At 64.0% G+C, this 25,154-nt stretch carries 24 protein-coding genes, 1 tRNA gene and 1 pseudogene; 9 read left to right on the plus strand and 17 right to left on the minus strand.

Features of this window, described 5'->3' with window-relative positions; translation table 11 throughout:
• Positions 1–2 precede the first annotated feature (2 nt).
• From BM338_RS07395 to BM338_RS07410, 3 genes and pseudogenes are all read right to left on the minus strand, one after another.
• The gene (locus BM338_RS07395; RefSeq protein ID WP_090450256.1) at positions 3–863 is read right to left on the minus strand and encodes a sulfurtransferase; all 861 of its coding nucleotides are present in this window, start codon (positions 861–863) and stop codon (positions 3–5) included.
• Positions 860–1,659 (minus strand): annotated as a pseudogene (locus BM338_RS07400) (DUF1289 domain-containing protein). Before BM338_RS07400 ends, BM338_RS07395 begins: the two are co-directional and overlap by 4 nt.
• 60 nt (positions 1,660–1,719) lie before the next feature.
• Positions 1,720–2,439: a BamJ family beta-barrel-assembly machinery protein gene (locus BM338_RS07410; RefSeq protein WP_090450259.1), complete on the minus strand. Its 720-nt coding sequence runs from the start codon at positions 2,437–2,439 to the stop codon at positions 1,720–1,722.
• A 159-nt stretch (positions 2,440–2,598) separates the two neighbouring features.
• On the opposite strand from BM338_RS07410, the gene BM338_RS07415 reads away from it, so the two are divergent.
• The gene (locus tag BM338_RS07415) at positions 2,599–3,381 is read left to right on the plus strand and encodes an enoyl-CoA hydratase-related protein (protein WP_090450260.1); all 783 of its coding nucleotides are present in this window, start codon (positions 2,599–2,601) and stop codon (positions 3,379–3,381) included.
• Positions 3,382–3,415: 34 nt separating this feature from the next.
• Here the strand turns inward: BM338_RS07415 and BM338_RS07420 are convergent, their stop codons facing one another.
• The 6 genes from BM338_RS07420 to BM338_RS07445 form a co-directional block, all read right to left on the minus strand.
• Positions 3,416–4,345: a DUF1684 domain-containing protein gene (locus tag BM338_RS07420; RefSeq protein ID WP_255367229.1), complete on the minus strand. Its 930-nt coding sequence runs from the start codon at positions 4,343–4,345 to the stop codon at positions 3,416–3,418.
• Between the two features lie 56 nt (positions 4,346–4,401).
• Entirely contained in the window at positions 4,402–5,319 is a 918-nt protein-coding gene (locus tag BM338_RS07425) for a DUF1684 domain-containing protein (RefSeq protein ID WP_090450261.1), read from the minus strand.
• A gap of 73 nt (positions 5,320–5,392) precedes the next feature.
• A complete protein-coding gene (gene mutL / locus BM338_RS07430; protein ID WP_090450262.1) occupies positions 5,393–7,240 on the minus strand; it encodes a DNA mismatch repair endonuclease MutL in 1,848 nt (615 codons plus the stop codon).
• Between the two features lie 87 nt (positions 7,241–7,327).
• Positions 7,328–8,887 (minus strand): N-acetylmuramoyl-L-alanine amidase, encoded by a 1,560-nt coding sequence (locus tag BM338_RS07435; RefSeq protein ID WP_255367230.1) that lies wholly within the window; start codon positions 8,885–8,887, stop codon positions 7,328–7,330.
• 225 nt (positions 8,888–9,112) lie between these two features.
• On the minus strand, positions 9,113–9,598 hold the full coding sequence (tsaE, locus tag BM338_RS07440) for a tRNA (adenosine(37)-N6)-threonylcarbamoyltransferase complex ATPase subunit type 1 TsaE (RefSeq protein WP_090450264.1): 486 nt from the start codon (positions 9,596–9,598) through the stop codon (positions 9,113–9,115).
• On the minus strand, positions 9,595–11,076 hold the full coding sequence (locus tag BM338_RS07445; protein WP_090450265.1) for an NAD(P)H-hydrate dehydratase: 1,482 nt from the start codon (positions 11,074–11,076) through the stop codon (positions 9,595–9,597). Before BM338_RS07445 ends, tsaE begins: the two co-directional genes overlap by 4 nt.
• Before the next feature lie 62 nt (positions 11,077–11,138).
• Here BM338_RS07445 and queG point away from each other — a divergent pair, with 62 nt between their 5' ends.
• A complete protein-coding gene (gene queG / locus BM338_RS07450) occupies positions 11,139–12,215 on the plus strand; it encodes a tRNA epoxyqueuosine(34) reductase QueG (RefSeq protein ID WP_090450266.1) in 1,077 nt (358 codons plus the stop codon).
• A 62-nt stretch (positions 12,216–12,277) separates the two neighbouring features.
• Here the strand turns inward: queG and pgi are convergent, their stop codons facing one another.
• The 6 genes from pgi to pcnB form a co-directional block, all read right to left on the minus strand.
• Entirely contained in the window at positions 12,278–13,915 is a 1,638-nt protein-coding gene (pgi, locus tag BM338_RS07455) for a glucose-6-phosphate isomerase (RefSeq protein ID WP_090450267.1), read from the minus strand.
• A gap of 112 nt (positions 13,916–14,027) precedes the next feature.
• Positions 14,028–14,414 (minus strand): aspartate 1-decarboxylase, encoded by a 387-nt coding sequence (gene panD / locus BM338_RS07460; protein ID WP_090450268.1) that lies wholly within the window; start codon positions 14,412–14,414, stop codon positions 14,028–14,030.
• A 115-nt stretch (positions 14,415–14,529) separates the two neighbouring features.
• On the minus strand, positions 14,530–15,375 hold the full coding sequence (gene panC / locus BM338_RS07465) for a pantoate--beta-alanine ligase (RefSeq protein WP_090450269.1): 846 nt from the start codon (positions 15,373–15,375) through the stop codon (positions 14,530–14,532).
• Between the two features lie 11 nt (positions 15,376–15,386).
• Positions 15,387–16,217: a 3-methyl-2-oxobutanoate hydroxymethyltransferase gene (gene panB / locus BM338_RS07470; RefSeq protein ID WP_090450270.1), complete on the minus strand. Its 831-nt coding sequence runs from the start codon at positions 16,215–16,217 to the stop codon at positions 15,387–15,389.
• Between the two features lie 56 nt (positions 16,218–16,273).
• Positions 16,274–16,756, minus strand: coding sequence for a 2-amino-4-hydroxy-6-hydroxymethyldihydropteridine diphosphokinase (folK, locus tag BM338_RS07475; protein WP_090450271.1), 483 nt, complete (start codon positions 16,754–16,756; stop codon positions 16,274–16,276).
• Positions 16,753–18,105, minus strand: a complete 1,353-nt coding sequence (gene pcnB, locus BM338_RS07480; RefSeq protein ID WP_090450272.1) for a polynucleotide adenylyltransferase PcnB — start codon at positions 18,103–18,105, stop codon at positions 16,753–16,755. Before pcnB ends, folK begins: the two co-directional genes overlap by 4 nt.
• Positions 18,106–18,271: 166 nt before the next feature.
• Here pcnB and BM338_RS07485 point away from each other — a divergent pair.
• Together BM338_RS07485 and fdxA are read left to right on the plus strand one after the other, a co-directional pair.
• A tRNA-Glu gene (locus BM338_RS07485) sits at positions 18,272–18,347 on the plus strand.
• A gap of 47 nt (positions 18,348–18,394) precedes the next feature.
• On the plus strand, positions 18,395–18,718 hold the full coding sequence (gene fdxA / locus BM338_RS07490; protein WP_090450273.1) for a ferredoxin FdxA: 324 nt from the start codon (positions 18,395–18,397) through the stop codon (positions 18,716–18,718).
• 69 nt (positions 18,719–18,787) lie between these two features.
• Here the strand turns inward: fdxA and BM338_RS07495 are convergent, their stop codons facing one another.
• Complete coding sequence (locus BM338_RS07495; RefSeq protein ID WP_090450274.1) at positions 18,788–19,393, minus strand: hypothetical protein; 606 nt, start codon at positions 19,391–19,393, stop codon at positions 18,788–18,790.
• Positions 19,394–19,429: 36 nt separating this feature from the next.
• Positions 19,430–20,323 (minus strand): 4-hydroxy-tetrahydrodipicolinate synthase, encoded by an 894-nt coding sequence (dapA, locus tag BM338_RS07500; protein ID WP_090451203.1) that lies wholly within the window; start codon positions 20,321–20,323, stop codon positions 19,430–19,432.
• 118 nt (positions 20,324–20,441) lie between these two features.
• Between dapA and BM338_RS07505 the strand changes: the two genes are divergently transcribed.
• The 5 genes from BM338_RS07505 (at position 20,442) to BM338_RS07525 (ending at position 25,120) form a co-directional block, all read left to right on the plus strand.
• Positions 20,442–21,005, plus strand: a complete 564-nt coding sequence (locus tag BM338_RS07505) for a glycine cleavage system transcriptional repressor (RefSeq protein ID WP_255367286.1) — start codon at positions 20,442–20,444, stop codon at positions 21,003–21,005.
• A gap of 285 nt (positions 21,006–21,290) precedes the next feature.
• On the plus strand, positions 21,291–21,752 hold the full coding sequence (locus tag BM338_RS07510) for a peroxiredoxin (protein ID WP_090450276.1): 462 nt from the start codon (positions 21,291–21,293) through the stop codon (positions 21,750–21,752).
• Between the two features lie 139 nt (positions 21,753–21,891).
• The gene (locus BM338_RS07515) at positions 21,892–23,271 is read left to right on the plus strand and encodes a PhoH family protein (protein WP_090450277.1); all 1,380 of its coding nucleotides are present in this window, start codon (positions 21,892–21,894) and stop codon (positions 23,269–23,271) included.
• A gap of 42 nt (positions 23,272–23,313) precedes the next feature.
• The gene (gene thiD / locus BM338_RS07520) at positions 23,314–24,120 is read left to right on the plus strand and encodes a bifunctional hydroxymethylpyrimidine kinase/phosphomethylpyrimidine kinase (RefSeq protein WP_090450278.1); all 807 of its coding nucleotides are present in this window, start codon (positions 23,314–23,316) and stop codon (positions 24,118–24,120) included.
• Positions 24,121–24,175: 55 nt separating this feature from the next.
• Positions 24,176–25,120 (plus strand): aspartyl/asparaginyl beta-hydroxylase domain-containing protein, encoded by a 945-nt coding sequence (locus BM338_RS07525; protein ID WP_090450279.1) that lies wholly within the window; start codon positions 24,176–24,178, stop codon positions 25,118–25,120.
• Positions 25,121–25,154: the final 34 nt, after the last annotated feature.

Raw genomic sequence — 25,154 nt, forward strand, 5'->3', positions numbered from 1 at the left:
GTTTATGCCTTCTCGATGGGGCGCGCCGGGTCGCTGACCCAGCCGCTCCACGACGGTGCATACAGGCGCGAGCCGCTCAGGCCGGCGTATTCCATCGCCAGCAGATTGTGACAAGCCGTCACGCCTGACCCGCACATATGTACGACCTGCGCGGGTGCGAATGCGCCCAGCAGCTCGGTGAAATCGCGCCGCAACTCGTCAGGTGATTTGAAGCGCCCTTGCGCATCGAGATTCTCGGAGAACGGATGATTGACCGCCCCCGGCACGTGGCCACCGGCGCGATCGATCGGTTCCACCTCGCCGCGATAGCGCGGCGCGGCGCGTGCGTCGATCAGCAACTGCGCCGGTTGCTGGAACACCGCCTGATGGTCGGTAGTGAATCGTGAAGCGTCATAGCGCAAAGACACAGCAGTGGCGGCGCGCTGCACGTCGCCCGACTCCAGCGGCAAACCGGCCGCCTGCCATGCCTGGAAACCACCATCGAGCACTGCGACATCGCTTATGCCGACCAGACGCAACAACCACCACAGGCGTGCGGCAGCCAGTGCACCGCCCGCGGTGTCGTAGCACACCACCTGTAAACCGGGGCGCCAGCCCCAGCGGGACAGCACCGCGGAGAACGCTTGTTCCAGCGGTAGCGGATGTCGTCCGAGGCCTTCGGCCTGGCGTGACAGATCGGAGAGATCGCGATCCAGGCTGGCGTAAACCGCGCCGGGAATATGGCCCTCGCGATAATCCTGTTCGCCTTTCGTGCTGTCCCTGCCCGGCGCCGCCAGCTCGAAGCGGCAGTCCACGATCAGGACGTCCTGCGCCGGCAAGGCGGTCAGTTCGTCGACAGTGATCAAAGTCGTATGCAGGCTCATGTGCGCCCCATTCTCTGCAACAGATTGAACAGCATCGCGGCGGTGGCACCCCAGATGCGATGCCCGCCATGCACAAATTCCACCATCTCGCGGCGATGGCCGCGAAACTCCATGGTGTAGCGGCGCATATTGGCCGGATCCAGGAAAAAGCCCAGCGGTACTTCAAATACTTCCGCCACTTCGGCCGGCGCCGGATACAGCCGCGCCTGCGGTGCGATGCGCGCTACGACGGGCGTAATGCGGTAGCCGCTGATCGTTTCAAAGCCGTCCAGAAAGCCCACCGGCGTCACCAGTGAACGATCGAGACCGACCTCTTCCTCGCTCTCGCGCAACGCCGTGGCGACCGCATCCGCATCCTCCGGATCCGTGCGCCCGCCAGGGAACGCCACCTGCCCGGCATGCGCCTGCAGATTGTCGGTGCGCACGGTGAGTACCAGCCGGGGCTGCACACCCTCGCGCCACCCCAGCAGCACAGCGGCAGGACGACGCGGCGTCGCGCCGATCAGATCCGCCATCTCGCGATGGTTCCAGCCTGGGCCTTCGGGTGGGGACGACAGGGGCCGCAGGGCCGAGAAAAGTACCGACAGCGGGTCGCTGTCGGTCATGGCGACTCGCGCCCGGGCAGGACCTCGTCCATATAGCGCGCACGCTCTGCGTCGCTCATGCCGCGCCAGCGGGCGATTTCGTCGCCGGTGCGGAAACAGCCCTCACAATAGCCACGCGCGTCCAGCCGGCAGATGCCGATGCACGGGCTGAGTATGGGAGCGAGGTAAACGGCGGCGGGATCGTTCGGCATGGAACCGACATGCTAGCCGAAGCGGCGGAGCCTGTTCAAAAGCTGCCGCCGCGTTTCTTGTTACTGCTTGATTTCCAGCAATTCGATGTCGAACACCAGCGCCTCATTCGGGCCGATACGCGGCAGATCGCCGCGCTCGCCATAAGCCAGTGCCGGCGGGATCACCACACGCCATTTGTCACCGGTGTGCATGCGCTGGATCACGTCCTGCCAGCCGGGGATGACCTTGTTGTTGACGATGAAGCTCACCGGCGAACCGTGCGCCCACGAGCTGTCGAACTCGGTGCCGTCGATCAGCATGGCGCGGAAATTCACCGTCACCGTGCTGTTGGCGCTGGGCTGGTCTTTGCCGTCGCCCTGCTTGAGCACCTGGTACTGGATGCCGGACGGCAGTTGCACCACGCCGGGCTTCTGGCGATTGCGGGCCAGGTAGTCCGTGCTCTTGGTCGCGTTGGCCGCAGCCACGCGCTGGAATTCGGACACCGCCTTGTCGTGCATGCGTTTGTCGAGCCGGCGCAACTGTTCGTGCATGTCCTGCATGGGTACAGCCGGGCGACGCTTGCCGTAGGCGTCCTGGATCGCGCGCTGCATGGTGACGATGTCCACATCGGGATCACCGTTGGCGAACTGGCTACCGATCTGGTAGCCGATCGCGTAGGACAGCTTGTTCTTGTCCAGCTTGGTCGCCTGCGCATCGGACGTCGTGTCGCGACTCTGCGCATGCGTGGCCGCCGTACCGAGCACCATCATGCCCAGGGCCAACCAACGCAGTCGTGTCATGCCATTCCTCCATCGCAGTGCGCGAGCCGGCACATCCTAAGTGGTTTGACGGCGGCGTGCAGCGGTACCGGTCGCACCGGCTTATCCTGGCTAAGAACGTGCCAGGCCTCAAAGGTTCCCGCTGCTACTATCCGCGGTTTCGATCCGCTGGAACTTGTCATGGCCTATCGCAATCTGGAAATCGGCAACCGCGGGGCGGTGCGCACCATCACGGTGAATCGCCCGGACAAACTCAATGCACTGAATCGCGACACCCTCAACGAACTGACCCTGGCCTTCGCCCAGGCTGCGCAAGACGACGCCGTGCGCGTGGTGGTGCTGGCCGGTGCCGGCGAAAAGGCCTTCGTAGCCGGCGCCGACATCAGCGAGATGAACGGCTACACCCCGGTGCAGGCCCAGGGCTTCTCCCGCGCCGGCCAGCGCCTGATGAGCTCGATCGAGCGGCTGGGCAAGCCGGTGATCGCGCGCATCCAGGGCTTCGCTCTTGGCGGCGGCATGGAACTGGCCATGGCCTGTCATCTACGCGTAGCCAGCGAAAAGGCCAAATTTGGCCAACCGGAAATCAATCTCGGCCTGATCCCCGGCTTCGGCGGCACCCAGCGCTTGTTGCGTCTGGCCGGTCGCGGCGCCGCGCTGGAGCTGTGCCTGACCGGCACGCCGATCAACGCCCAGCGTGCCTACGAACTCGGTGTGGTAACGCGGGTTACCGCGCCCGAGGCGCTCGACGAGGCGGTGAACGCGCTGGCCGACCAGTTGGCCGCTGCTGCGCCGCTGGCTGCCGCGGGCATTCTGGACGCCGTCCTGCAAGGTGGCGAAACCAGCATCGACCAGGGCCTGGAGTTCGAGACCCAGGCCTTCGCCCTCGCCTTCTCCACCGAGGATATGCACGAAGGCACCACGGCGTTCCTGGAAAAGCGCAAAGCCGAATTCAAAGGCAGGTAATGCGCGACAAACGAGGGTGTGACACTAGCCGTGGCTAGTGTCCCGCACCCTCGAATTTCTTCTCACCCGCCGTGATGGCCACGCCCAGTCGGTTCTCCGGCGGCGCCAGCGGACAGACCACGTGCGGTGTGATCGCGCAGGGTGGGTTCTCCGCCAGGTTGAAGTCGAGCACGACCTTGCCGTCCTTCGGCATGGCAGCGTAAAGGAAGCGCGCGCCGCCGTAGGTGAGCTTGCCGGCAGTGCGATCGCTGAGGACGAAGAACAGGCGGCCGTCCTCTTCCATCGGAATCAGCGTGTAACGCTTGCCATCGCGCTCGAATACCGCCTGCCCTGCCACCGGCTCGTCGCTTTCCGCGCCGGCGACGTTGACCAGCTTGAGCGTGTGCGGCGTCTCGAACGGCTGCCACTGCGCCTCGATCTTCCATGACGGATCGACCGGGAAGTAGTTGAAGCCGGGGAAATGCGTGCGTAACGGCGCCGCGTTGTCCTTCACCCGCAAGCCGCGCCGCGCGCCAGTCTCGACCACGTAGAGGTAGCGCTCGGGACCGAAATAGGCGCGGGTCGGCGTGTGCTTCTCCTGCGCCCCCTGCGTCGACATCGGACTCGCCGTCGCCGACTTGCCGTCGACCGTGACGGTCACGCCATCTACGGTTCGCAAGCTCACCGTGCCATCGGCGGCGAGATGCAGCACCCCCAGGTGCGCCGGCGCGCCAGGCACAGGGAAATGATTGTCCGCCGCAGCACCGACCGTATTGTCACCGGGCTCCAGCCAGCAGGAGCCGACCAGGCTGAGGTAGCCGTCTGGACGCTGCAGCGCCTCAACTCGTGCAGCGCGCGCCGATGCGACCTGTTTCGCGTAATCACCACCCACTTCCGCGGCATGTACCGGAATGAATGGCAACGCAGCAAACGACAAAGCAGCGAAGACGGTACAGCAGGTGAAGCGCAGCATCGAACGTCGCATGTCTATCCGTACCGATGAGGACAAGGCTGCGAAAGAAATCGCTGCAGCAGCCACGCTCAGTGATGCTCGCCGCGATACTTCTTTTCGCCGGCGGTGATCGCCACATCCAGCCGGTTTTCCGGCGGCGCCAGCGGACACGTCGCAAAGGCCGTGAACGCGCAAGGCGGGTTGTAGGCCTTGTTGAAGTCGAGCACGACCTTGCCATCCTTCGGCAGGGCGGCATAGAGGAAGCGCGCAGCACCGTAGGTTTCTTTACCCGAGGTACGGTCGGCCAGCACGAAGAACAGCTCGCCACCCGGCTCTTCCTGGTACGGCAGCAACTCGAAGGTATGGCCGTCGCGTTTGAATACAGCCTTGCCCGGCACGTCGACCTTGTCGATGGTGCCGATCACCGAGCCGATCTCCAGCTTCTGAGGCGGATCGAACGGCACCCAATCGGCAACGACGCGCCATGAAGGGTCGATCGGGAAGTAGTCGATACCGAGAAAGTTCGCGCGCGTCTCCGCCGCGCTATCTTTGACGCGCAGCCCCTTACGGCCGTCACGATCAATCACATAAAAATTGGCCGTGCCGAACGCAACCGTGGTCGGCGTGGCTTGGCCGGCATGCTGATCGTCGATCAGGGTTGCCTCAGGCAGCGGCTTGCCGTCGACCGTCGCGCCGCTGTCAGCAGCGAGCTTGATATGTACCGCGCCATCCTTGCCCAACTGCACCACACCCAAATGTGCGGGGCCAGCCTTGAGCACGATGTCGTTGTCGGCAGCACTGCCAACTCGGTTATCACCCTCGTTCAGCCACTCCAGCCCGATCAGGCTCAGCCAGCCGGAGGGTGCGGTGAGATTGGCGGTGCGCTTGTCGCGCCACTGCTGGATTTCCTGCGAATAGTGGCCAGGCGCGGAGGCGTGGCTGGTTTCGGCTTGCACGGCGACAACTCCAAGGCTCAAGGCAACAACAAGGGCGGCGCGACGCAACATGGCATGGACCCGTCAGGAGACTGGGTTCGAGTATGGACGTCTATTTGCCGGGGCTGCAAGCGCGGGACATAGCTCAACTCCCGCGCAGAAACAATTTATCCAGTTCTCCAAGACTGAGCTGAGTCCAGGTGGGGCGGCCATGGTTGCACTGGCCGGAGCGCTCGGTGGCCTCCATCTCGCGCAGCAAGGCGTTCATCTCCGGCACCGTCAGGCGACGGCCGGCGCGCACCGAGCCGTGACAGGCCATGGTCGACAGCAGCTCATTTTCAAGCTCCTGCAGGCGGCGCGAACTACCGTGCAGCGCGAGCTCGGCCAGCACGTCGCGACACAGCTGCGCGACGTCGGCACCTTCCAGCAAAGCGGGGATACGCCGCACGACCACGCCGGACGGGCCGCTGCGCGACAGCTCCAATCCCCATTCCGCCAACGCATCCGCGTGCTCTTCCGCAGCAGCAGCCTCTTTCGCGCTCACTGCCACATTGAGGGGCACCAGCATCATCTGCGAACGAAGATTGCTGCAGGCGCGGCCCGCCTTGAGCTTTTCGTAGGTGATGCGCTCGTGTGCCGCATGCATGTCGACCAGCACCAGACCGTGCACATTCTCCGCCAGGATGTAGATGCTCTTGAGCTGCGCGATGGCGAAACCCAACGGTGGCGCCTCGTCGTCCTGCGCCGGCGGCATCGGTGAGTTGGCGGCGTAGACCAGCGCCGATGCAGTCGATTCCGATGCGGTCTGGCGCGACTCGCCCAGCAAGGCCGCATAGTCAGACAGTGGCTCGTCGCGCACGCCCAAGCTCAACCGGCTCTGGCTGAATTGCCCCGACCACGCCGGCGTGGATGTGGGCGAAGCAGCGGTATACATCGCGGGTGACGGCATTGGCACGCCAGTTTCGTGCGCCGCGGGCAAGCCCACCTGCCCTGCTCGCGTTTGCGCCAATGCCTCGTGTAGCGTGCGGAACAGGAAATCGTGCACCAGACGCTGCTCACGGAAGCGCACTTCATGCTTGGCGGGATGCACATTCACATCCACGCCCGCCGGATCCAGTTCGAGGTACAGCACAAAGGCCGGATGTCGGCCATGGAACAGCACGTCGGCATACGCCTGCCGCACGGCATGTGCCACGATGCGATCGCGCACCAGTCGGCCGTTGACGTAGAAATATTGTGAGTCCGCCTGCGAGCGCGAAGCAGTCGGCAAACCGACCCAGCCCGATAAATGCAGGCCTGCCACGGCGTGATCGATACGCAGGCTTTGTGCCGGGAAATCTTCGCCCAGCACCTCTGCAACACGCTGCAGCGCGGCGACCTCGTCGCGCGCCGCCTTGAGAATGCGCACCGGCTTGCCATTGTGAGTGAGACGGAACTCCACCGAGCCGCGAGCCAACGCAAGCGACTTCAACAGGTCATCGATATGCGCAAATTCCGTGCGTTCGGCACGGAGAAATTTGCGGCGCGCCGGCACGTTGTAGAACAAGTCGCGCACTTCCACGCTGGAGCCTTGCGGATGCTGCGCGGGGCGTGCCGCCTGCACCTTGCCGCCATCCACTTCGATGCGGAAGGCCGTGTCGTGCCCGCGGGCGCGCGAGGTCAGCGCGAAGCGCGCCACCGACGACACCGAGGCCAGCGCCTCGCCACGGAAACCCATGCTGGCGACATGCTCAAGATCGTCAAAGCTGCCGATCTTGCTGGTGGCATGTGAGGCTACCGCGAGCTGCAATTCGTCCGGTGCGATGCCGCCGCCGTCGTCGCGCACACGAATCAGGCGTGACCCGCCCTGCTCGATATCCACTTCAACGCGAGTGGCTCCGGCGTCCAGACTGTTCTCGACCAGCTCCTTGACCACGGAGGAAGGCCGTTCAATCACCTCACCGGCGGCAATCTGATTGATAAGTTCAGGGGGAAGCGGGCGAATGGTCGACATCCGCCAAGCTTAAGACTTGTGCCCGAGGGGCGAAAGCAAAAGCGCCACCCCAGGGTGGCGCTTGCGTAACGCGGTGGATGAACGCGATCAGCCAGCCGGAATGGTCAACACCATACCGGCATGCACGGCGTCGGCATTGATCCGGTTGGCGGACTTAAGTGCATTCACGCTCACGCCGTACTGGCGGGCAATGCTGCGCAGGCTTTCGCCGCGCGTCACGCGATGCAGATCGCGCACATCAGCGTCCGCCCGTACCGTTGCAGTGGACGGCGATGCCTTGGATGAGGAGGTCATGGCCTGCGCCACGGCCTTGGTCGCAGCAGCCGACGTATCGCCGTTGTCATCGTCGCTCTTGGACGAAGCGACGGCAGTGCCATTGCGGCGCGCGGCCTGCGCGGCATACCAGGTGCCCGGCGGCGGCGTGGATTCGAAATAGTTGCGCACGCCACCCATCACGGCCTCGGCGAGACGCGACTGATGCGACGGGTCACGCAACTTGCGCTCTTCCGTCGGATTGCTGATGAAGGCGGTTTCGACCAGGATCGATGGCACGTCAGGCGAACGCAGCACCACGAAGTTGGCGCGCTCGACATAGCCGCGATGGGTGGGACCCAGGTTACCCAGCGCCTTGAGCACATTGCCGGCCACGGATTCGCTGGCCTGCATTGCATAGCCCTGCTGCAGATCGAGCAACACGGCAGCCAGGCTGTCGTCCTTGTCGTCCAGCGATACGCCGCCGATCAGGTCGGCGCGGTTTTCGCGATCGGCCAGCCAGCGCGCCGCCTCGCTGGTCTTGCCGCGCGGCGACAACACCCATACCGACGAGCCCTTGGCATCGCCATTCACGAACGCATCGGCGTGGATCGACACGAACAGATCAGCGTTGTTCTGACGCGCAATCTGGTAGCGCTGCTTCAGCGGAATGAAGAAATCCGCGCTGCGGGTCAGCACGGCCTTCATGCCGGGCTGCTTGTTGATCTGTTCGGCCAGCTCGCGGGCTACTGCCAGCGTCACGTTCTTTTCCAGCGTGCCGCCCGGACCGTGCGCACCGGGATCGTCGCCGCCGTGGCCGGCGTCGACCGCCACCACTACTTTGCGCTCACCGTTGAGCAGCGCCGCAGCCTGGCGCGTGGATGCCATGCCGCTCTGCGTGCTCTTGATGCTGTTCTTGGTCGGCGCCGCCGGGGTCTTGATCGTCACCGGCACCGGCGCAGCGGCCATTGCGGGGGCGGGAGCGGGGGCTGCCGGTGCCGCGTCATCGTCGTCCGCATCGCGGCTGGCGACGCTGGCGGCGGGAGAACTGCCACCACCGGGATAGACATCGACCACCAGGCGATAGCCGTAATCGGCTGCCGGCTTGAGCAGGAAGCTCTTGTAATGAGTCGCCGCGTCGACCTTGGCAACCAGTTGCAGGCGGCCGCCTTGCTGGCTGCTTTCCAGACCCTTGTAGAGCCCTTGCTTGCCCGGTGCGGCAAAGTCGCCAGCCAGCGCACTGCGATCCAGATCAATCACGACCTGGGTGCCGTCCTGGCGGACCTTGTATTCCAGCGGACCGGAAACATCGAGCACCAGACGGGTGTATTCCAGCCCGGCCCAGACGCGGGCCGACTTCACGTCAGCGGCGTTTACGGCGCACAAAGGTGCCATGACCAGTACGGCCAGGCAGGAAAACGAACGGAATCGAATCGGATGTCCCCTCATGGGGCGGCATTGAAGCGCAGCACTTTCCTGAATGCAAGTGCTTTTCCCTTGAATATCCATAACCTGCAGCCGTTTCGTCAGGCTGGGTCCAGCTATCGGCCGCAAGCCACGCAATCGGAAGGCTTCTACAGCCACACCGGCAAGAGAAAAAATCTCAGGAGGGATCGATACTTAGGCTTGGAAGGCCGTTTGAGCAGCCTTGCCCGTCAAGCGCGACAAGGTGCTTGAGCCACGTGACGAGCGCGCCGTGATCGTGGCTTGGCGGCCCAGCCCGGCATAAGCCAGGTCCACGATGAGATCGGCAGCCGGCAACGCGCCCGCCCCGCGCTCCGGCCATTCCACCAGCACCACTGCCTGCGGATCGGACAGTGCATCCAGCCCCAGCCATTCCAGCTCACCAGGGTCAGCAATGCGGTAGAGGTCGAGATGCCATGCCGCACGGTCACCGGCGAGATAGGACTCCACCAGACTGTAGGTGGGACTTTTGATCCGCTCGCCGACGCCAAGGGCGCGCAGCAGCGCACGGGCAAAGCTGGTCTTGCCCGCGCCAAGGTCTCCGTGCAGATAGATCACCTGCCCTCCGTCCAGCACTGCGGCCAACTGTGCCGCGAGCGCACTGGTGGCGGCTTCTTCGGGGAGTTCCCAGTGATGGCTCATGCATCCAGTCCATTGAGCAGGCGGCGCAATGGCAACAAGAGATCACTGGCCATCAGACCACGTTCGCCAAACGCCGCCGCAGCATCACCGGCGCGTGCATGCAGACCCACACCAAGACATGCCGCCTGCCAAGGCGTACAGCCCTGCCCAAGCAATGCCGCGATCACACCGGTGAGCAGATCGCCCATGCCTCCCGTGGCCATACCAGGGTTACCCCATGGACAGACGGCTAGACGTCCATCCGGATCAGCCATCAGACTGCCCGCGCCCTTCAATACCACGACGGCGTGATACTGAATCGCCAACGCCCGCACGGCAGCAAAGCGATCCGCCTCGATGTCGGGAATCGTGCACTGAAGCAGACGCGCCGCTTCACCCGGATGCGGCGTCAATACGGCAACTTGGGAAAAACGGCGTGGCTCGCGCGCCAGCAGGTTCAGGCCATCGGCATCCAGTACCAGTGGCTTGCCCGCCTCCAGTGCGGTCAGCCATAGCGCATGACCCCAGGCAGCCTGCCCCAGCCCAGGTCCTACGGCGAGTACATCGGCGCGATCCAGCAAGGGCTCAAGGGCCTGTGGCCCGTCCACCGCGTGCGCCATGAGCTCGGGGCGAGCACTGTTCAGTGCCACCAGATTCGATTCGCGGGTAGCGACGCTGACTAAGCCGGCGCCAGCCCGCAGCGCAGCCTCTCCGCATAGCCGAATGGCACCCGCCGTACCGCTGTCTCCACCGATCGCCAGCACATGGCCGTTGTCGCCTTTGTGCGCATGACGGGAACGCGGCGGCAACGCCTGGACTTGCAACAGCGTGGCATCGGGTGGCATCCCTTCCCACAGCATCTCGGGCAGATCCAACAGGTCCAGCTCCACCTCGCCCACCTGTCCCGATGCACGACCGGTATACAGCCCGCGCTTGGCAGCAATGAAAGTGACGGTGGCGTCCGCTTCGATGGCAAGGCCGGGACATTGCCCCGTATCCGCATTCAGACCAGAGGGCACGTCCAACGCTAGCAATGGTTTTCCGCTGGCGTTGAGTTGCGCGATCAGTTGGGCTACCGGCTCCTCGGGGGGGCGCGTCAAACCGGTGCCGTACAGCGCATCCACATGCACGTCGACGTCGGGTATAGCCATCGCCCCGTTCCATCGACGCAGCTCACCACCGGCTTGCTCAAAGCGCTGGCGCGCGCTGGCCGCATCGCCGCGCATCTCGTTGCTTAGTGCATACAAGTCCACCTGCCAGCCTGCATCGAGCGCCATAGCCGCCAACAGGAAACCATCGCCGCCGTTGTTGCCCGGGCCGCAATACACCCCGATGCGCCGTGCAGAGGGCCACCGACGCCGCAGGCAGGCGAAACCCGCAGCAGCAGCGCGCTGCATCAGTTCGATACCGAGGATACCGAGCACCTCGACGGCGCGACGGTCCAGCGCTCGCACTTGGTCGACGGTGTACAGATCGTGGCTGTGTGGGCGCGAAGTCATGAAGCGGGATTATAGGGGGAGCTGCCTGCGGTATCGCGGATACGAGCGCCTACAATAGGCGCATGTCTTCTCTTGCCCCACCGTCCCGCGACTACTCCGCGCTCGCCAGCGACATCAAGCGCTGGGCGCGTGAGCTGGGCTTCGCCGATGCGGGTATCGCCAACACCGAGCTGAGCGAGGACGAGCTTCATCTCCAGCGCTGGCTCGATGATGGCCATCACGGCGAGATGGAATACATGGCGCGCCACGGCACCAAGCGCAGCCGTCCCGCCGAACTGGAGCCCGGCACGCTGCGTGTGATCTCGGTGCGCATGGATTACATCCCACCCGGCACGCGCAACGCGTGGGACGTCATCAACGACCCTAGCGCAGCCTATGTGGCGCGCTACGCGTTAGGCCGTGACTATCACAAGCTGATGCGTAATCGCCTGCAGAAACTGGCGGAGCACATCCACGATGCCATCGGCGACTTCGGTTACCGCGCCTATGTCGATTCCGCGCCAGTGTTGGAGAAGGCGCTGGGGCGCAACGCCGGCCTCGGCTGGATCGGCAAGCACACGGTCCTGATCAACCGTCGCGCGGGTTCCTACTTCTTCCTCGGCGAGCTTTACACCGATCTGCCTCTACCCGTGGATTTACCCGCCAGCGCGCATTGCGGCAGCTGTCGGCGCTGCATCGATATCTGCCCCACGCAGGCCATCGTTGCACCGTACCGGCTGGATGCGCGGCGCTGCATTTCCTATCTGACCATCGAGCTGAAAGGCAGCATTCCGGAAGAACTGCGCGCGCCGATGGGCAACCGCATCTTCGGTTGCGACGACTGCCAACTGATCTGCCCGTGGAATAAATTCGCGCAGGATGCCGCCGAACCGGACTTCGCCCCACGCCATAGCCTCGACGGCGCCAAGCTAGTGGAGCTGTTCGGCTGGAGCGAAGAGGAATTCCTCAAGCGCACCGAAGGCATGGCGATCCGCCGTACCGGCTATGAAGGTTGGCTGCGCAATATCGCCGTGGGGCTTGGCAATGCGCCCAGGTCAGAGGAAGTGATAGCCGCTTTGCAGGCTCGTGCAACCGATTCATCGGAAATCGTGCGTGAACACGTGATCTGGGCACTCAAGCAGCACGACATATTTTTGTAGGAGCGCACCCTGTACGCGAACGGGGGTGTCACAAGACCCATCGCGCACATACGGCAAGCACCCTAGCCTTCGCGGCGTTCCTGGATAGCCTCGATCGATGCACGGGTGGCCGAATCGAAATCGGTCAGGTCGTCGATCTGTCCGTCCAATGCCGGCAGGATCTGCCGCGCGATGACCTTGCCAAGCTCCACGCCCCACTGGTCGAACGCGTTGATATCCCACAGATGGCCGAGCATGAATACCTTGTGCTCGTACAAGGCGATCAACGCGCCGAGGCTTTCAGGCGTTAGCGAATCCAGCAGGATCATCGTGCTCGGACGATCGCCCGGGAACGAGCGCTGTGCGGCCAGCACGCGGCGGGCGGCCTCGTCACCGCTTTTCACTTCGGCTAGTGCCTCGTCGAAAGTTTTACCCAGCGCCAGCGCGGCCGCCTGAGCCAACAGGTTCGACAGCAAGGCGTCGTGGTTGCTGCGCAGCGTATGCGCCGGCCGCACCACGCCAATGAATTCCAGCGGCACCACATCCGTGCCCTGATGCAGCGCCTGAAAATACGCGTGCTGCGCATTCGTACCCACGCTGCCCCACACCACGGCCGAGGTGGATTGCGTCACCGGCTGTCCCTGCGATGTCACTTGCTTGCCGAGGCTCTCCATCTCCAGCTGCTGTAGGTAGGAGGTGAGATCGCCGAGCAGGTCCGCATAGGGCACGACGGCGCGGCTGGTAGCGCCGAGTCCGTTGCGGTTCCAGTATTCGACCAGGCTTAGCAGCACTGGCAGATTCTCTTGCCAGGGTGCCGTGCGGAAGTGATCGTCGATGCGTGCCGCACCCGCCAGCAAGGCACGGAAATGCTCCATGCCGATCGCCAGCGCCAGCGACAACCCCACCGCGGACCACAGCGAGAAACGGCCGCCAACGAAGTCCCACATGGGATACACGTTCGACACCGGCACACCCCAGCGTTCCGCTTCAGCGGTATTGGCGCTGACCGCGATGAAGTGACGGGTCGCCGCTCCCGTATCGCCCTCGTACGCACGCACGATCCAGTCGCGCAGGACGTTGCCGTTCAGCAGTGTCTCCTGCGTGGTGAAGGTCTTGGAGACCACGATTACCAGCGTGCGCTTGGGATCCAACTGACGCATCAGCTCATGCGCAGCCTGGCCATCCACATTGGTGAGGAAGTGGCTGCGCATGTGTGGCACATGAAACGGCGCCAATGCACGCACGGCGAGTCGCGGACCGAGGTCCGATCCGCCGATGCCAATATTGACCACGTCGGTAATGGTGGTGGGCAGGCCCATGCTGGCCGCCTCGCCGCGCTCAATCGCCTGAATCAGGCGCTCGATGCGCTGCAGGGTCTGCTCGATTTCCTGACGTGCTTCGCGCGGAGCCATGGACGGCAGATGCGAACCACCCGCGCGCAGTGCTGTATGCAGTACGGCGCGATGCTCGGAGGTGTTGATCGGTTCGCCGGCGAACATCGCATCGCGTGCCGCCTGCCAGTCGCTGGCTTCGACATGCGCGCCCAGCGCTTCAAGCGCGCGCGCGTCCAGTTTCTGCCGGCTGAGATCGAGCAGGATCGGCCCTACCCGATGGCGAAGCTGTTCGCCCCGACCCGTATCCCTCAGCAAATCGCGCAGATGTATGCGCGAAAGACGTTCGACGTGTTCGGCCAGGAAGGACGGACTGCGCTGGGGCGACATGGGCACTCGTGCGTAGCGGAACGGAACCCCGATCTTAGAGCGAGATTCCGTGGATGAGTAGCACGATCCAAAAGGAATGCGCCCCGCTACTCATCCCGCGCCCAAGGCTGCCTCAGGCCGCCGCCATCTGCTTCGGAATCGAGCGATTGGTATGCGAGATGCGGTTGTCGGCATCGACATATACGAGCGTGGGCTGGAACTGCTCCACCTCAGCCTCGGAGAGCTGGGCGAAGGCGGCGATGATGATCAGGTCGCCCGGCTGCGCACGGTGGGCGGCGCTGCCGTTCACCGAGATGATGCCGGAGCCTTCCTCGGCACGCAGCGCGTACGTGACAAAGCGCTTGCCGTTGTTGATGTTCCAGGCATGGATCTGCTCGTACTCACGGATGCCGGAAGCATCGAGCAACAGGCCATCTATCGCGATCGAGCCTTCATAGTGCAGCTCGGCGTGGGTCACCGTGGCACGGTGGATCTTGGCCTTGAGCATGTTCAGATTCATGGCGTTACTTCCAACAGAAATAGCGGCAGAGGGGATTCTGCGTAGTAGGTAATTATCGAGCCGCCGACGGGGTGCCCGCAATCGGGCCCGCCGGTGCGGCGGACATGGGGCCGGATCAGTCGAAGGGCAAGTTGTCGATCAGCCTGGTACTGCCCAGGCGGGAGGCGATCAGCGCCACCAGGCCATCCTGATCGCCATCGGCCGGCTCGGACAGGTCTTCGGCACGGCGGATGGCGGTGTAGTCGGGTTCGAACCCGGCGCGGGCCAGCTTGGAGGCGGCCGCCTGCTCCACCACGCGCCAGGCATGGCCTTTGGCCACCAGCTCGCGCATTTGCTGCAGGGTGGCGTAGATCTGGGGCGCCAGCGCCCGTTCGGCCACCGACAGATATTGATTGCGCGAGCTCAGGGCGAGACCGTCATCGGCACGCAAGGTCGCCGCACCGATCACCTTCACCGGCAGCGACAGGTCGCGCACCATGCGCTCGATCACCTTGAGCTGCTGGAAGTCCTTCTGTCCAAACACCGCCACATCCGGTTGCACCAGATTGAACAGCTTGCATACCACCGTGGCGACACCGTCGAAATGGCCGGGACGGTGCGCGCCCTCCAGCATTTCGGTCAGCTGCGGTACGTGCAGCGACACGCTATTGACCGCGCCGAAGGGGTACATGGTGGCAACTTCGGGTGCAAATAGCAGGTCGCAATCCTGCTCGGCCAGCCCGGCCTGATCCTGGCTCATCGTGCGCGGGTAGCGTTCGAAATCCTCGTTTGGCCCGAATTGCGTCGGATTGACGAACACGCTCGCCACCACGCGGTCGGCGCGGGCGCGCGCCAGCTTGATCAGCGAATGGTGACCGGCGTGCAGGTTGCCCATGGTCGGCACGAAGCCCACCGTCTGGCCCTGGGAACGCCAGCCGCGAATCACGGCGCGTAACGCCGCTGCATCTTGCACGGTCTGCATGGAATCTCGTCTCAGCTGAAGCAGTGTTCGGGAGCCGGGAATGCACCACTGCGCACGTCCTCGGCGTAGGCGGCAATGGCCGCCGCGACAGAGTCGCGTCCTGCGAGAAAATCCTTGCTGAACTTGGGGCGCTTGCCCGGGGTAATGCCTAGCATGTCCTGCAATACCAGCACCTGGCCGTCGCAATGCGGGCCGGCGCCGATACCAATGGTCGGAATGCCGACAGCCTTGGTGATGCGCTCGCCGAGCGAAGTGGGAATACCCTCCAGTACGAGCAGATCAGCTCCCGCGGCCTCGACGGCCTTCGCCTCCACCAGCAGGCGCTCGGCCGCTTCCTGCTCACGGCCCTGGATACGGAAGCCGCCGAACTTGTGCACCGACTGCGGCGTCAGGCCGAGGTGGGCGCAAACCGGAATGACCCGTTCGGTCAACGCATGAATCACATCGAGGATATGCGGCGACGCGCCCTCGATCTTGACCATGGCCGCCCCGCCTTCGCCCACCAGGCGCGCGCCAGCCTCAAGGGCGTGCGGCACGTCGCGATCACTCATGAACGGCAGATCGGTCACCAGCAGCGACGCCGACAAACCGCGCGCCACCGCAGCCGTGTGATAGACCATGTGATCCAGCGTCACCGGCAGCGTGCTGCTATGTCCCTGCACCACCATGCCCAGCGAATCGCCCACGAGAGCGATATCGACACCCGCAGCGTCCAACTGCCAGGCAAAACTGTAGTCATACGCCGTGAGCATCACGATGCGACGGCCTTCCGCCTTCATGGCGCGCAGACCCGGCACGGTGACGGGCTTACGGGCGGGAGCATTGGCGTTCTGCACGTACACGGGGATTCCTTACGGAAAGAGCAGACGGTGATTATCCGTTGCGCGACACGAGAGGCTCAAGGCAGCGTTTCGCATTCGCTGTGATCCAGCGCGGCCAGCAGCTCAGTCACACGACCCTGGCCTGGAATCGTCAGATCGGGCGCAAGATCATGCAGTGGCAACAGGACAAAAGCACGCTCGGCGATGCGCGGATGCGGTAGCGTCAGCTGCGCATCGCGCCATTGCACGCCTTCCATGTGCAGTAGATCGAGATCCAGCGTACGTGGCCCCCAGCGCTCGCCATCACGAACGCGGCCGGCGGCGCGCTCGATCGCCAGCAAAGACTGCAGCAAAGCATCCGCGTTCATCGCAGTATCGATCTGCACTGCGGCGTTGATGAAGGGTGGTTGCTCCAGCACGCCCCACGGCGGCGTGCGATAGAAGCGGGAACAAGCCATCACCTGCGTATCCGGCAGACGTGCGAGTGCTTCGATGGCATCCCGCAGGTACTGACGCGAATCACCGAGGTTGCTGCCCAGCGCAATGTAGGCTGTGGTCACGCGGCGCCCGATTTGCCGTTCGGTTTGCGGCGTCGACGACGCTTGCGCGGTGCCGCGCTCGCCGAAGTCGCCACCGGCGCCTCAGGCACAGCGCCCGAACCGGATAGCGCCGCGGCCAGCGTTTCGTGCGGCAACTGCTGCGCATGCGCCCACCATTCGCCCAGCTCGTGGATCGCCGGCGACTCGGCGGCACGCAGCAGCAGGAAATCGAACGCAGCACGAAAGCGTGGATGCGTCATCAAACGGAAGACCCGCTTGCGCTGCACCTGTTCGAAACGCGGTTGCAGCGACCAGATTTCTTCCATGGTGATGGTGAAGCGGCGCGGGATCGCCACGCGCTGGCATTGCTCCGCCACCACATGCGTAGCGGCACGCGTCCAGGCGACGCTGTCCTCCACACCCTTCACCATCCAGGCGTGGGCCAGATCGCGCACCTCACCCCATAGCAACACGGCGAACAGAAACGCCGGGGTGACCGACTTGCCCTCAACCACGCGCGCATCGGTATTGGCGAGTCCCTGTTCGATCAGCGTGCGCAGCGCATGGTCGCCGCGCTTGAGCGCACGCGCCGTGGCCGGGAACAGAAACTTGAGCAGACCGCACTGCTCGAGCATATGGAAGCTCTTCAAGCCATGCCCGCTAAGGAACATCTTCAGCGACTCGTCGAACAGGCGCGCCGGCGCCGCATCCAGCAGCAGCGGCCCCAACTCTTCGAACGGCGCCGCGGCGGCGGCGTCGATACGAAAGTTGAGCTTTGCGGCAAGGCGCGCGGCGCGCAGCATGCGTACGGGATCTTCGCGGTAACGCGTGGCCGGATCCCCGATCAGGTGCAGCACGCGGTCTTCCACGTCCTGCATGCCGCCTACATAGTCGCGCACCGAGAAATCACTGATGTCGTAATACAGCGCATTGACGCGGAAGTCGCGGCGGATGGCATCTTCTTCGATGGTGCCCCACACGTTGTCGCGCACGATGCGTCCGTCCACGATGTGCCGGTCGCCGTCGCCGTCGTCCTCACCGGTGCCGCGGAACGTAGCGACCTCGATGATCTCCTGCCCGTACACCACATGGGCCAGGCGGAAACGGCGGCCGATCAGGCGACAGTTGCGGAAAAGCTTCTTCACCTCTTCCGGCGTGGCGCTGGTGGCGACGTCAAAATCCTTGGGATGCCCACCCAGCAGCAGATCGCGCACGGCGCCGCCGACCAGATAGGCCGTGTAGCCGGCTTCGTTGAGGCGGTACAGCACGCGCAATGCGGCCTTGCTGATGTTCTTGCGCGATATCACGTGCTGCTCGCGCGGAATGATGCGCAGCGATGGCGTGGCGTCGTTCCTTGCTTTCAAGTTCAAGCGGTTTGAATCCTTGCAGCCAGAGGGCGCCGGGAGGTCGTGGCCCGCAGGCACCCGACCCTGAAATGGTCGATGGCTGCGTACGGCCCGCAGGCATGAATCCGTCGTTTCGGAGGCATTGCCGCCCGAGACAATTCCGCTATACTAGCGCGCTCCGGTGCTTTTCGCTCCCTTCGTCTAGTGGCCTAGGACACCGCCCTCTCAAGGCGGGAACACGAGTTCGAACCTCGTAGGGAGCGCCACTTCCCCGGCCTGAACAGGCCTTCCGGCATTTAAGGCGCGCGACAGCATGACCTTTGTCGTCACCGACAACTGCATCAAGTGCAAGTACACCGACTGCGTTGAAGTCTGCCCGGTCGATGCTTTTCACGAAGGCCCGAACTTCCTGGTGATCAATCCGGACGAGTGCATCGACTGCACCTTGTGCGAGCCGGAGTGCCCGATCAACGCGATCTACCCCGAAGACGACGTGCCCGCCGGGCAGGAAAGCTTCGTGGCGTTGAACGCCGAACTCGCCAAAGACTGGCCGGTGATCACCGAGCGCAAGGACGGCCTGCCCGACGCGAAGGACTGGGAAAACAAGCCGGGCAAGCTCGAACACCTGAAGCGCTGAGTTTCACCAGATCATCTATAAAAACGCCGCCCATCGGGCGGCGTTTTATTTGGGTTTGAAGCTCGATGCTTAGCCGCCGAGACGCGACTTCAACGTGTCGACCACCTTGGCCACCGCAGCGGAGTCGCCCTGCGCGCGCACTTCGCTCGCGTTCTGGCCACTGTTGCCGATGGTCACCTGCACCTGATGAGCCGACGCACCCGGCGCCGATGCCGAACTCGCCGCCGGCGCATCCTTCTTGCCGCCGCCGAACACGCGGCTGAACAGACCCGGTTTGCTGGCCTTCACCGCCGAAGCGACCACGCTGAGCGTGTAGGTATGCGCCGCATCGTCATGCGCGATCACCTGGCCGATATCGCCCTGCTCCAGCGCCTGGCCGACGCGGCGGTAAGTGTTGTCCACGTTATCCGACAGCACGAAGCCATCAGCGATCACGCTGCCGCCTTTGCCCACGCGCGCGGTGGCGCCGTTGGTGGTCGGGTTATTGGCACCGGGCTCCGGAATCACCAGCGCAGCACTGGTCGACGGTGTATCAAGGCCCGGCGGGATCTCCAGCGGCGACTCCTGCTTGGCGGCTTCCCACGCCTTCTGCGAACGGAACATGCCGCAACCGGAAAGCAACAAGGCGGAAAGGGCCAGGACCGGCAGGGCAACGACGAGCGGGGATTTCTTCATTGAAGTGAGATTCCGTAGAGATATCGGGCGGCCGCTTCAGGCCGCGTTTGCCAAGGATGCCAGACCCGCCAGCGTATCAGTGATGCGAGCGCGATCGGGGCCTTCCTGCAGTTCAACCAAGGGTAAGCGTAGTGCAGCCGTCCCCAAACCCAGCGCCGGCAAGCCGGCTTTCACCGCAATCGGGTTCGGCGCGCAGTTGAGCGCCTGTACCAGCGGAGCAAGCGCCTGGTCGCTGTGCGCCGTGGCCGCCTTGTCGCCACTGGTCGCCGCGTCGCACAGCGCGCGGAAAGCCTTGGGCGCAAGATTGGCCACCACCGAGATGGTACCGGCCGCACCGGCCAACATGGCCTTGCCGGCAGTGCCGTCGTCACCGGACAGGTAGACGAAATCCGGGCGCACAAGTTCCGCGAGGGCATGAATGCGCTCGTCGCTGCCGATCGCCTCCTTGATGCCCACGATGGCCGAATGCTCGCGTAGCGCGGCCACCGTCTCCGGCAGCAAGTCGCATGCGGTGCGGGTCGGCACGTTGTAGAGCAGTACCGGCAAGCCGCCCTGCTCGGCCACTTCCAGATAATGGCGGCGCAGGCCTTCCTGGGTCGGGCGCACGTAATACGGGGCCACGACCAGCGCTGCATCGGCGCCGAGCGCGCGGGCACGGCGGGTCAGGGCCACGGTCTTGGCCGTGGCGGCCTCGCCCGTGCCGGCGATGACCGGGATGCGTTTGGCTACTCTTTCTACGGCGAAAGCGAGCAGGCGGTCGTACTCGTCATGCTCGAGCATATGCGCCTCGCCGGTCGAGCCGGCGACTACGACAGCCTGGGTCCCGCCAGCGATCTGATAATCGAGCAGGCGCCCGAAGGCATCCAGATCGAGCGCGCCATCCGCCTTGAACGGTGTTACCAGCGCGCAGATGCTTCCACGAATATTCAAGTACATGCTCCGGCCTAAAGCCCAGCCCTGCATATTACTTGCGGGTTCGCGGGGGCCACAAGTAAGCTGCCTGGACGCCCGCCGCCTTCCTGTGCGGCGCGAGGCTCGCCACAGGCCCATTCTCTTGAACCGTTCTTCCGTGCGTACCGGCAACGACAACCAGCTGCTGATCCAGACGCTGACGCCATCTCCCCGCACGCCCTTGCTGAGCCTGGCCCGGCGCATCGCGGACGCTGGCTGCAATCTGGCCGATGCGCGCGTCGCCACCATCGGCCCGGACACGTCCCTGACGTTGCTGGCCACCGGCGCGTGGGACGCGGTCGCCAAGCTGGAATCTTCGCTGGCCAAACTGGCCCGCGAGGAAGACCTGCACCTGGTTCACTACCGCACCGATTCGCGTGAACAGGCTTCGCGCCTGCTGCCTTATCTGGTGGAAGTCATTTCCGCCGATCGCCCGGGCATCCTGGTGAAGATCATCGACTTCTTCGATCGCCACGAGATCGCGGTGGAACAGCTCAGCTCAATGCGCTACCAGGCCATGCAGACCGGCGCGGCGATGTTCCAGGCGCAGATCACGGTGGGCATTCCCGCAGACACGCATATCGCCGCCTTGCGCGACGACTTCCTCGAATTCTGCGATGGCCTCAACCTGGATGCCATCATGGATCCAGTGAAGTTCTGAAACCGGCTTCGTCGGGACCGAAAAACCGCGTTTTCGGCGATTCCGCGACGGACGCCCAGCATGCCCAGCCCGCACAGCCCTTGCAAGGGCTGTTATCCGTCGCCGCAAGCGCTAGTCTTGGCTCCGAGGCAACACCGGAGGACCCGCGCGCATGCAGCTTGCCGTTCGAGCGACGACCATCGCACGACGCGCCGCCCTCGTCATTTCCGCGCCGTCCGCCGGCGCCTTGTTTCCCTTCCCCGATGACATCAAGTCGGAACCGACCACGGTTCCGCAGGAGAGACCATGCCCGAAGTCGGCAAGAAAGCCCCCAAGCTCAAAGGCCTTACCGGAGACGGTAGCGAGCTGAAGCTCGACAGCCTCAAGGGCCAGTGGGTGGTGGTGTACTTCTATCCCAAGGACAGCACGCCAGGTTGCACTAACGAAGCAAAGGACTTCCGCGACCTGTACCCGAAGTTCCGCAAGCGACATGCCGAGATCGTCGGTGTCTCGCGCGACTCAGTGAAATCGCACGCCAACTTCACCACCAAGCAGGAACTGCCGTTTCCGCTGGTTTCCGACCCCGACGAAACCTGGTGCCAGGCCTTCGACGTGATTCACGAGAAGGTGCTGTATGGAAAACGTCACATGGGTGTCGTACGAAGTACCTTCCTCATTGATCCCGACGGGCGGCTGGTACAGGAATGGCGCAACGTGAAAGTCCCGGGCCACGCCCAGGCCGTGCTAGACGCTATTCCCGCCAAGTGAGCCCTGCCCGCTTCATTCGTCCTTCCGCGATGGCTCGCCATCGCGCAGGACGTTTGCACTCCGGTCCTGGAGACCGGAAGCCCACGGCATACCCCATGCCGCGTTTCATCCACCAGCCAGCCAGCGAGGCCCCTTCCGTATGACCGGAAGCAAGCGCATTTACGCTCTCGATACCAATGTTCTGTTGCACGATCCGACCTCGCTGTTCCGCTTCGAGGAACACGACGTCTTCATTCCCATGACGGTGCTGGAGGAGCTGGACGAAAAGAAGAAAGGCGCGTCGGAAGTCTCGCGCAACGGCCGCCAGGTCAGCCGCTTCCTCAATGAACTGATCGAGCAAGGCAACGGCCACGGCATCAGCAACGGCCTGGAACTGACCAGTCCGCAGGGCATCAAGCTGAAACGCGGCGGCGCCGTGGGGCGGCTGTACTTCCAGCAGCGCACAACGAATGGCCACGGCAAAGCGGACAACCTGATCCTGTCGTCGGTGATCGAACTGCGCGACCAGAATCCGGATCGTGCGGTGATCCTGGTTACCAAGGACATCAACCTGCGCATCAAGGCCAAGATCTACGGCATCGATGCGGAGGACTACGAGAACGATCGCGCGCTTGATGACTTCGCCCTGCTCTACACCGGCTCCACCGAGCTGTCGGAGAGTTTCTGGGATCGCCACCCGGAAGTGCAGTCGTGGAATGAACGCGGCCGCACCTTCTACAAACTCAATCGCCACGACGACGAAGACTGGCATCCCAACCAGTGCCTGTTCCTGCCCGGTGAAAACAGCGTCGAGCTGCGTGTGCTGCATGTGGACGAAGTGCAGGCCACACTGGTGCTGCTCGACGACCACAGCCACTCCAACCATAGCGTCTGGGGCATCGCCGCGCGCAATCGCGAACAGAACTTCGCGCTCAACGTGCTGATGGATCCGGACGTGGATTTCGTCACCCTGCTCGGCACCGCCGGCACCGGTAAAACCTTGCTGGCGCTCGCCGCCGGCCTGGCGCAGGTGATGGATCAGCAGCGCTACCGCGAAATCATCATGACCCGCGCCACGGTATCGGTCGGCGAAGACATCGGTTTCCTCCCCGGCACCGAGGAAGAAAAGATGACGCCGTGGATGGGCGCACTCACCGACAACCTCGAAGTACTCGCCAACCCCGAGGAAGGTGGTAGCTGGGGCCGCCAGGCCACCAACGACCTGCTCGCATCGCGCATCAAAATCCGCTCGCTCAACTTCATGCGCGGGCGCACCTTCCTGTCGCGCTACCTGATCATCGACGAGGCGCAGAACCTGACGCCGAAACAGATGAAAACCCTGATAACCCGCGCTGGTCCCGGCACCAAGATCGTCTGCCTGGGCAACGTGGAACAGATCGACACGCCCTACCTCACCGAAACCACCTCCGGCCTCACTTACGCGGTGGACCGGTTCAAGAACTGGGAGCACTCGGCGCACATCACCCTGCGGCGCGGCGAACGGTCCCGGCTGGCGGACTTCGCGTCGGAAGCGCTGTAAGCGTTTTAACCTGAGAGAATCGGCATTCCGGCGCCAGCCGGAATGCCGGACCAGAACTACGTGTCGAAAAACAACACTCCTCCTATTGCCCTCACCATCGCCGGCTCCGACTCCGGCGGTGGTGCCGGCATCCAGGCCGACCTGAAGGCCTTCCATGCGCGTGGCGTGCATGGTCTTTCGGTGATTGCCGCGATCACGTCGCAAAACACCCGCGGCGTCACCGCAGTGCATCCCGTACCGCTCGCTCATATCCGCAGCCAGCTGGCTGCGGTGTTCGATGATTTCCCCATCGCCGCGGTAAAGACCGGCATGCTCGGCAATGCCGCCATCACGCGCCTGATCGCGCGCGAGATGCGCCTGCGCAAGCCGGCCTGGCTGGTGGTGGATCCGGTGATGATCGCCACTAGTGGCTCGCGGCTGCTGACTGAAGACGCGATCGGCGCGATGGTCGATCAACTGATACCGCTCGCCGATCTCATTACCCCCAATCTGCCGGAGGCCGAGGCGTTGCTGGGCCGACCAATCCGCAGCGCCAATGACTTTGCCCAGGCCGGCGAAGACCTGCTCGAACTGGGCGCAGGCGCCGTCCTGCTGAAGGGCGGCCACGCCAAGGGCAGCGAGGTGATCGATCGCCTCTACGACGAGCGAGGCGTATTGGAGCTGCGTCATCCGCGTCTGCGCGTGGAAGGCCACGGCACCGGCTGCACACTGGCCTCGGCCATCGCCGCCGAATTGGCAAAAGGCGTCTCGCTGCGCGTGGCTGTGCGCCGCGCGGCGGATTATGTCCATCGCGCCCTGGCGCAAAGCTACCGTCCCGGCGGCGGCGAGGTTCATGTGCTGAGGCATTGAGCCCGCCGGCCAGGGGGTAGAATGGCCGCCGATTTCATTGAGCGCCTAGTCCCACATGATTCTTGCCCCGCGCCTGATCCTGCTGACCCTCTTCGCACTGTTCGCTCTTTGCGTACTGGTGGTGCATCTGCGCGGGCGCGCCCGGTTGCGCTTCGACCGGCAGCTGGTGGATCACTCGGCGATTTTCGCGCCGTACAATTTGCTGATGTACGCCTTCTCGGCCGTACCCGCGCGCCCGATTCTTGACCGGCGCGGCTTCCCGCAACTCGATCTGCTGCAGGCGAACTGGCAGGCGATCCGCGAAGAAGCGCTGCATCTGTTTGACGAAGGCTTTATCCGCGCGGCGGAAAAGCACAACGACGCGAGCTTCAACAGCTTCTTCAAGCAGGGCTGGAAGCGCTTCTATCTCAAGTGGTACGGCGAACCGCTGGCTTCCGCCGAGACGCTGTGCCCGCAAACCGTGAAGCTGCTCAACGCCATTCCCAGCGTGAAGGCGGCGATGTTTGCGCTGCTGCCGCCGGGCAGCAAACTTAATCCGCATCGCGATCCGTTCGCCGGTTCGCTGCGCTATCACCTGGGCCTGATCACGCCGAACTCCGAGGACTGCCGCATCTTCGTCGATGGCGAAATGCATTACTGGGGCGATGGCAAGGACGTGGTGTTTGACGAAACCTATGTGCACTGGGCGGAGAACCGCACCGACCAGACCCGCGTGATCCTGTTCGCCGACGTTGAGCGTCCGCTGCGCACGCGTTGGATGAACGCGATCAACCATCGAGTGGGGGCTTTTATGGGCAAGATCACCGCCTCGCCGAACACCGAGTCGCCGGAGGAGAAGACCGGCTTCGTCAACCGCATATTCGCCTTGAACCAGCGCAGCCGCGATCGCAGCCGCGCGTTCAAAAAGAAGCATCCCAAACTGTTCCGCGTCCTGAAATACATCGGCATCGTGCTGATGATCTGGCTGGTGTTCCTGGCGCCGTATCCGTTCTTTCGTTAGGCCCAGTCACATTTCGGGTGCTTGATACGTCCTG

It is taken from the genome of Dyella sp. OK004 (genome assembly GCF_900114495.1).
In the GTDB taxonomy this organism is placed as follows: domain Bacteria; phylum Pseudomonadota; class Gammaproteobacteria; order Xanthomonadales; family Rhodanobacteraceae; genus Dyella_D.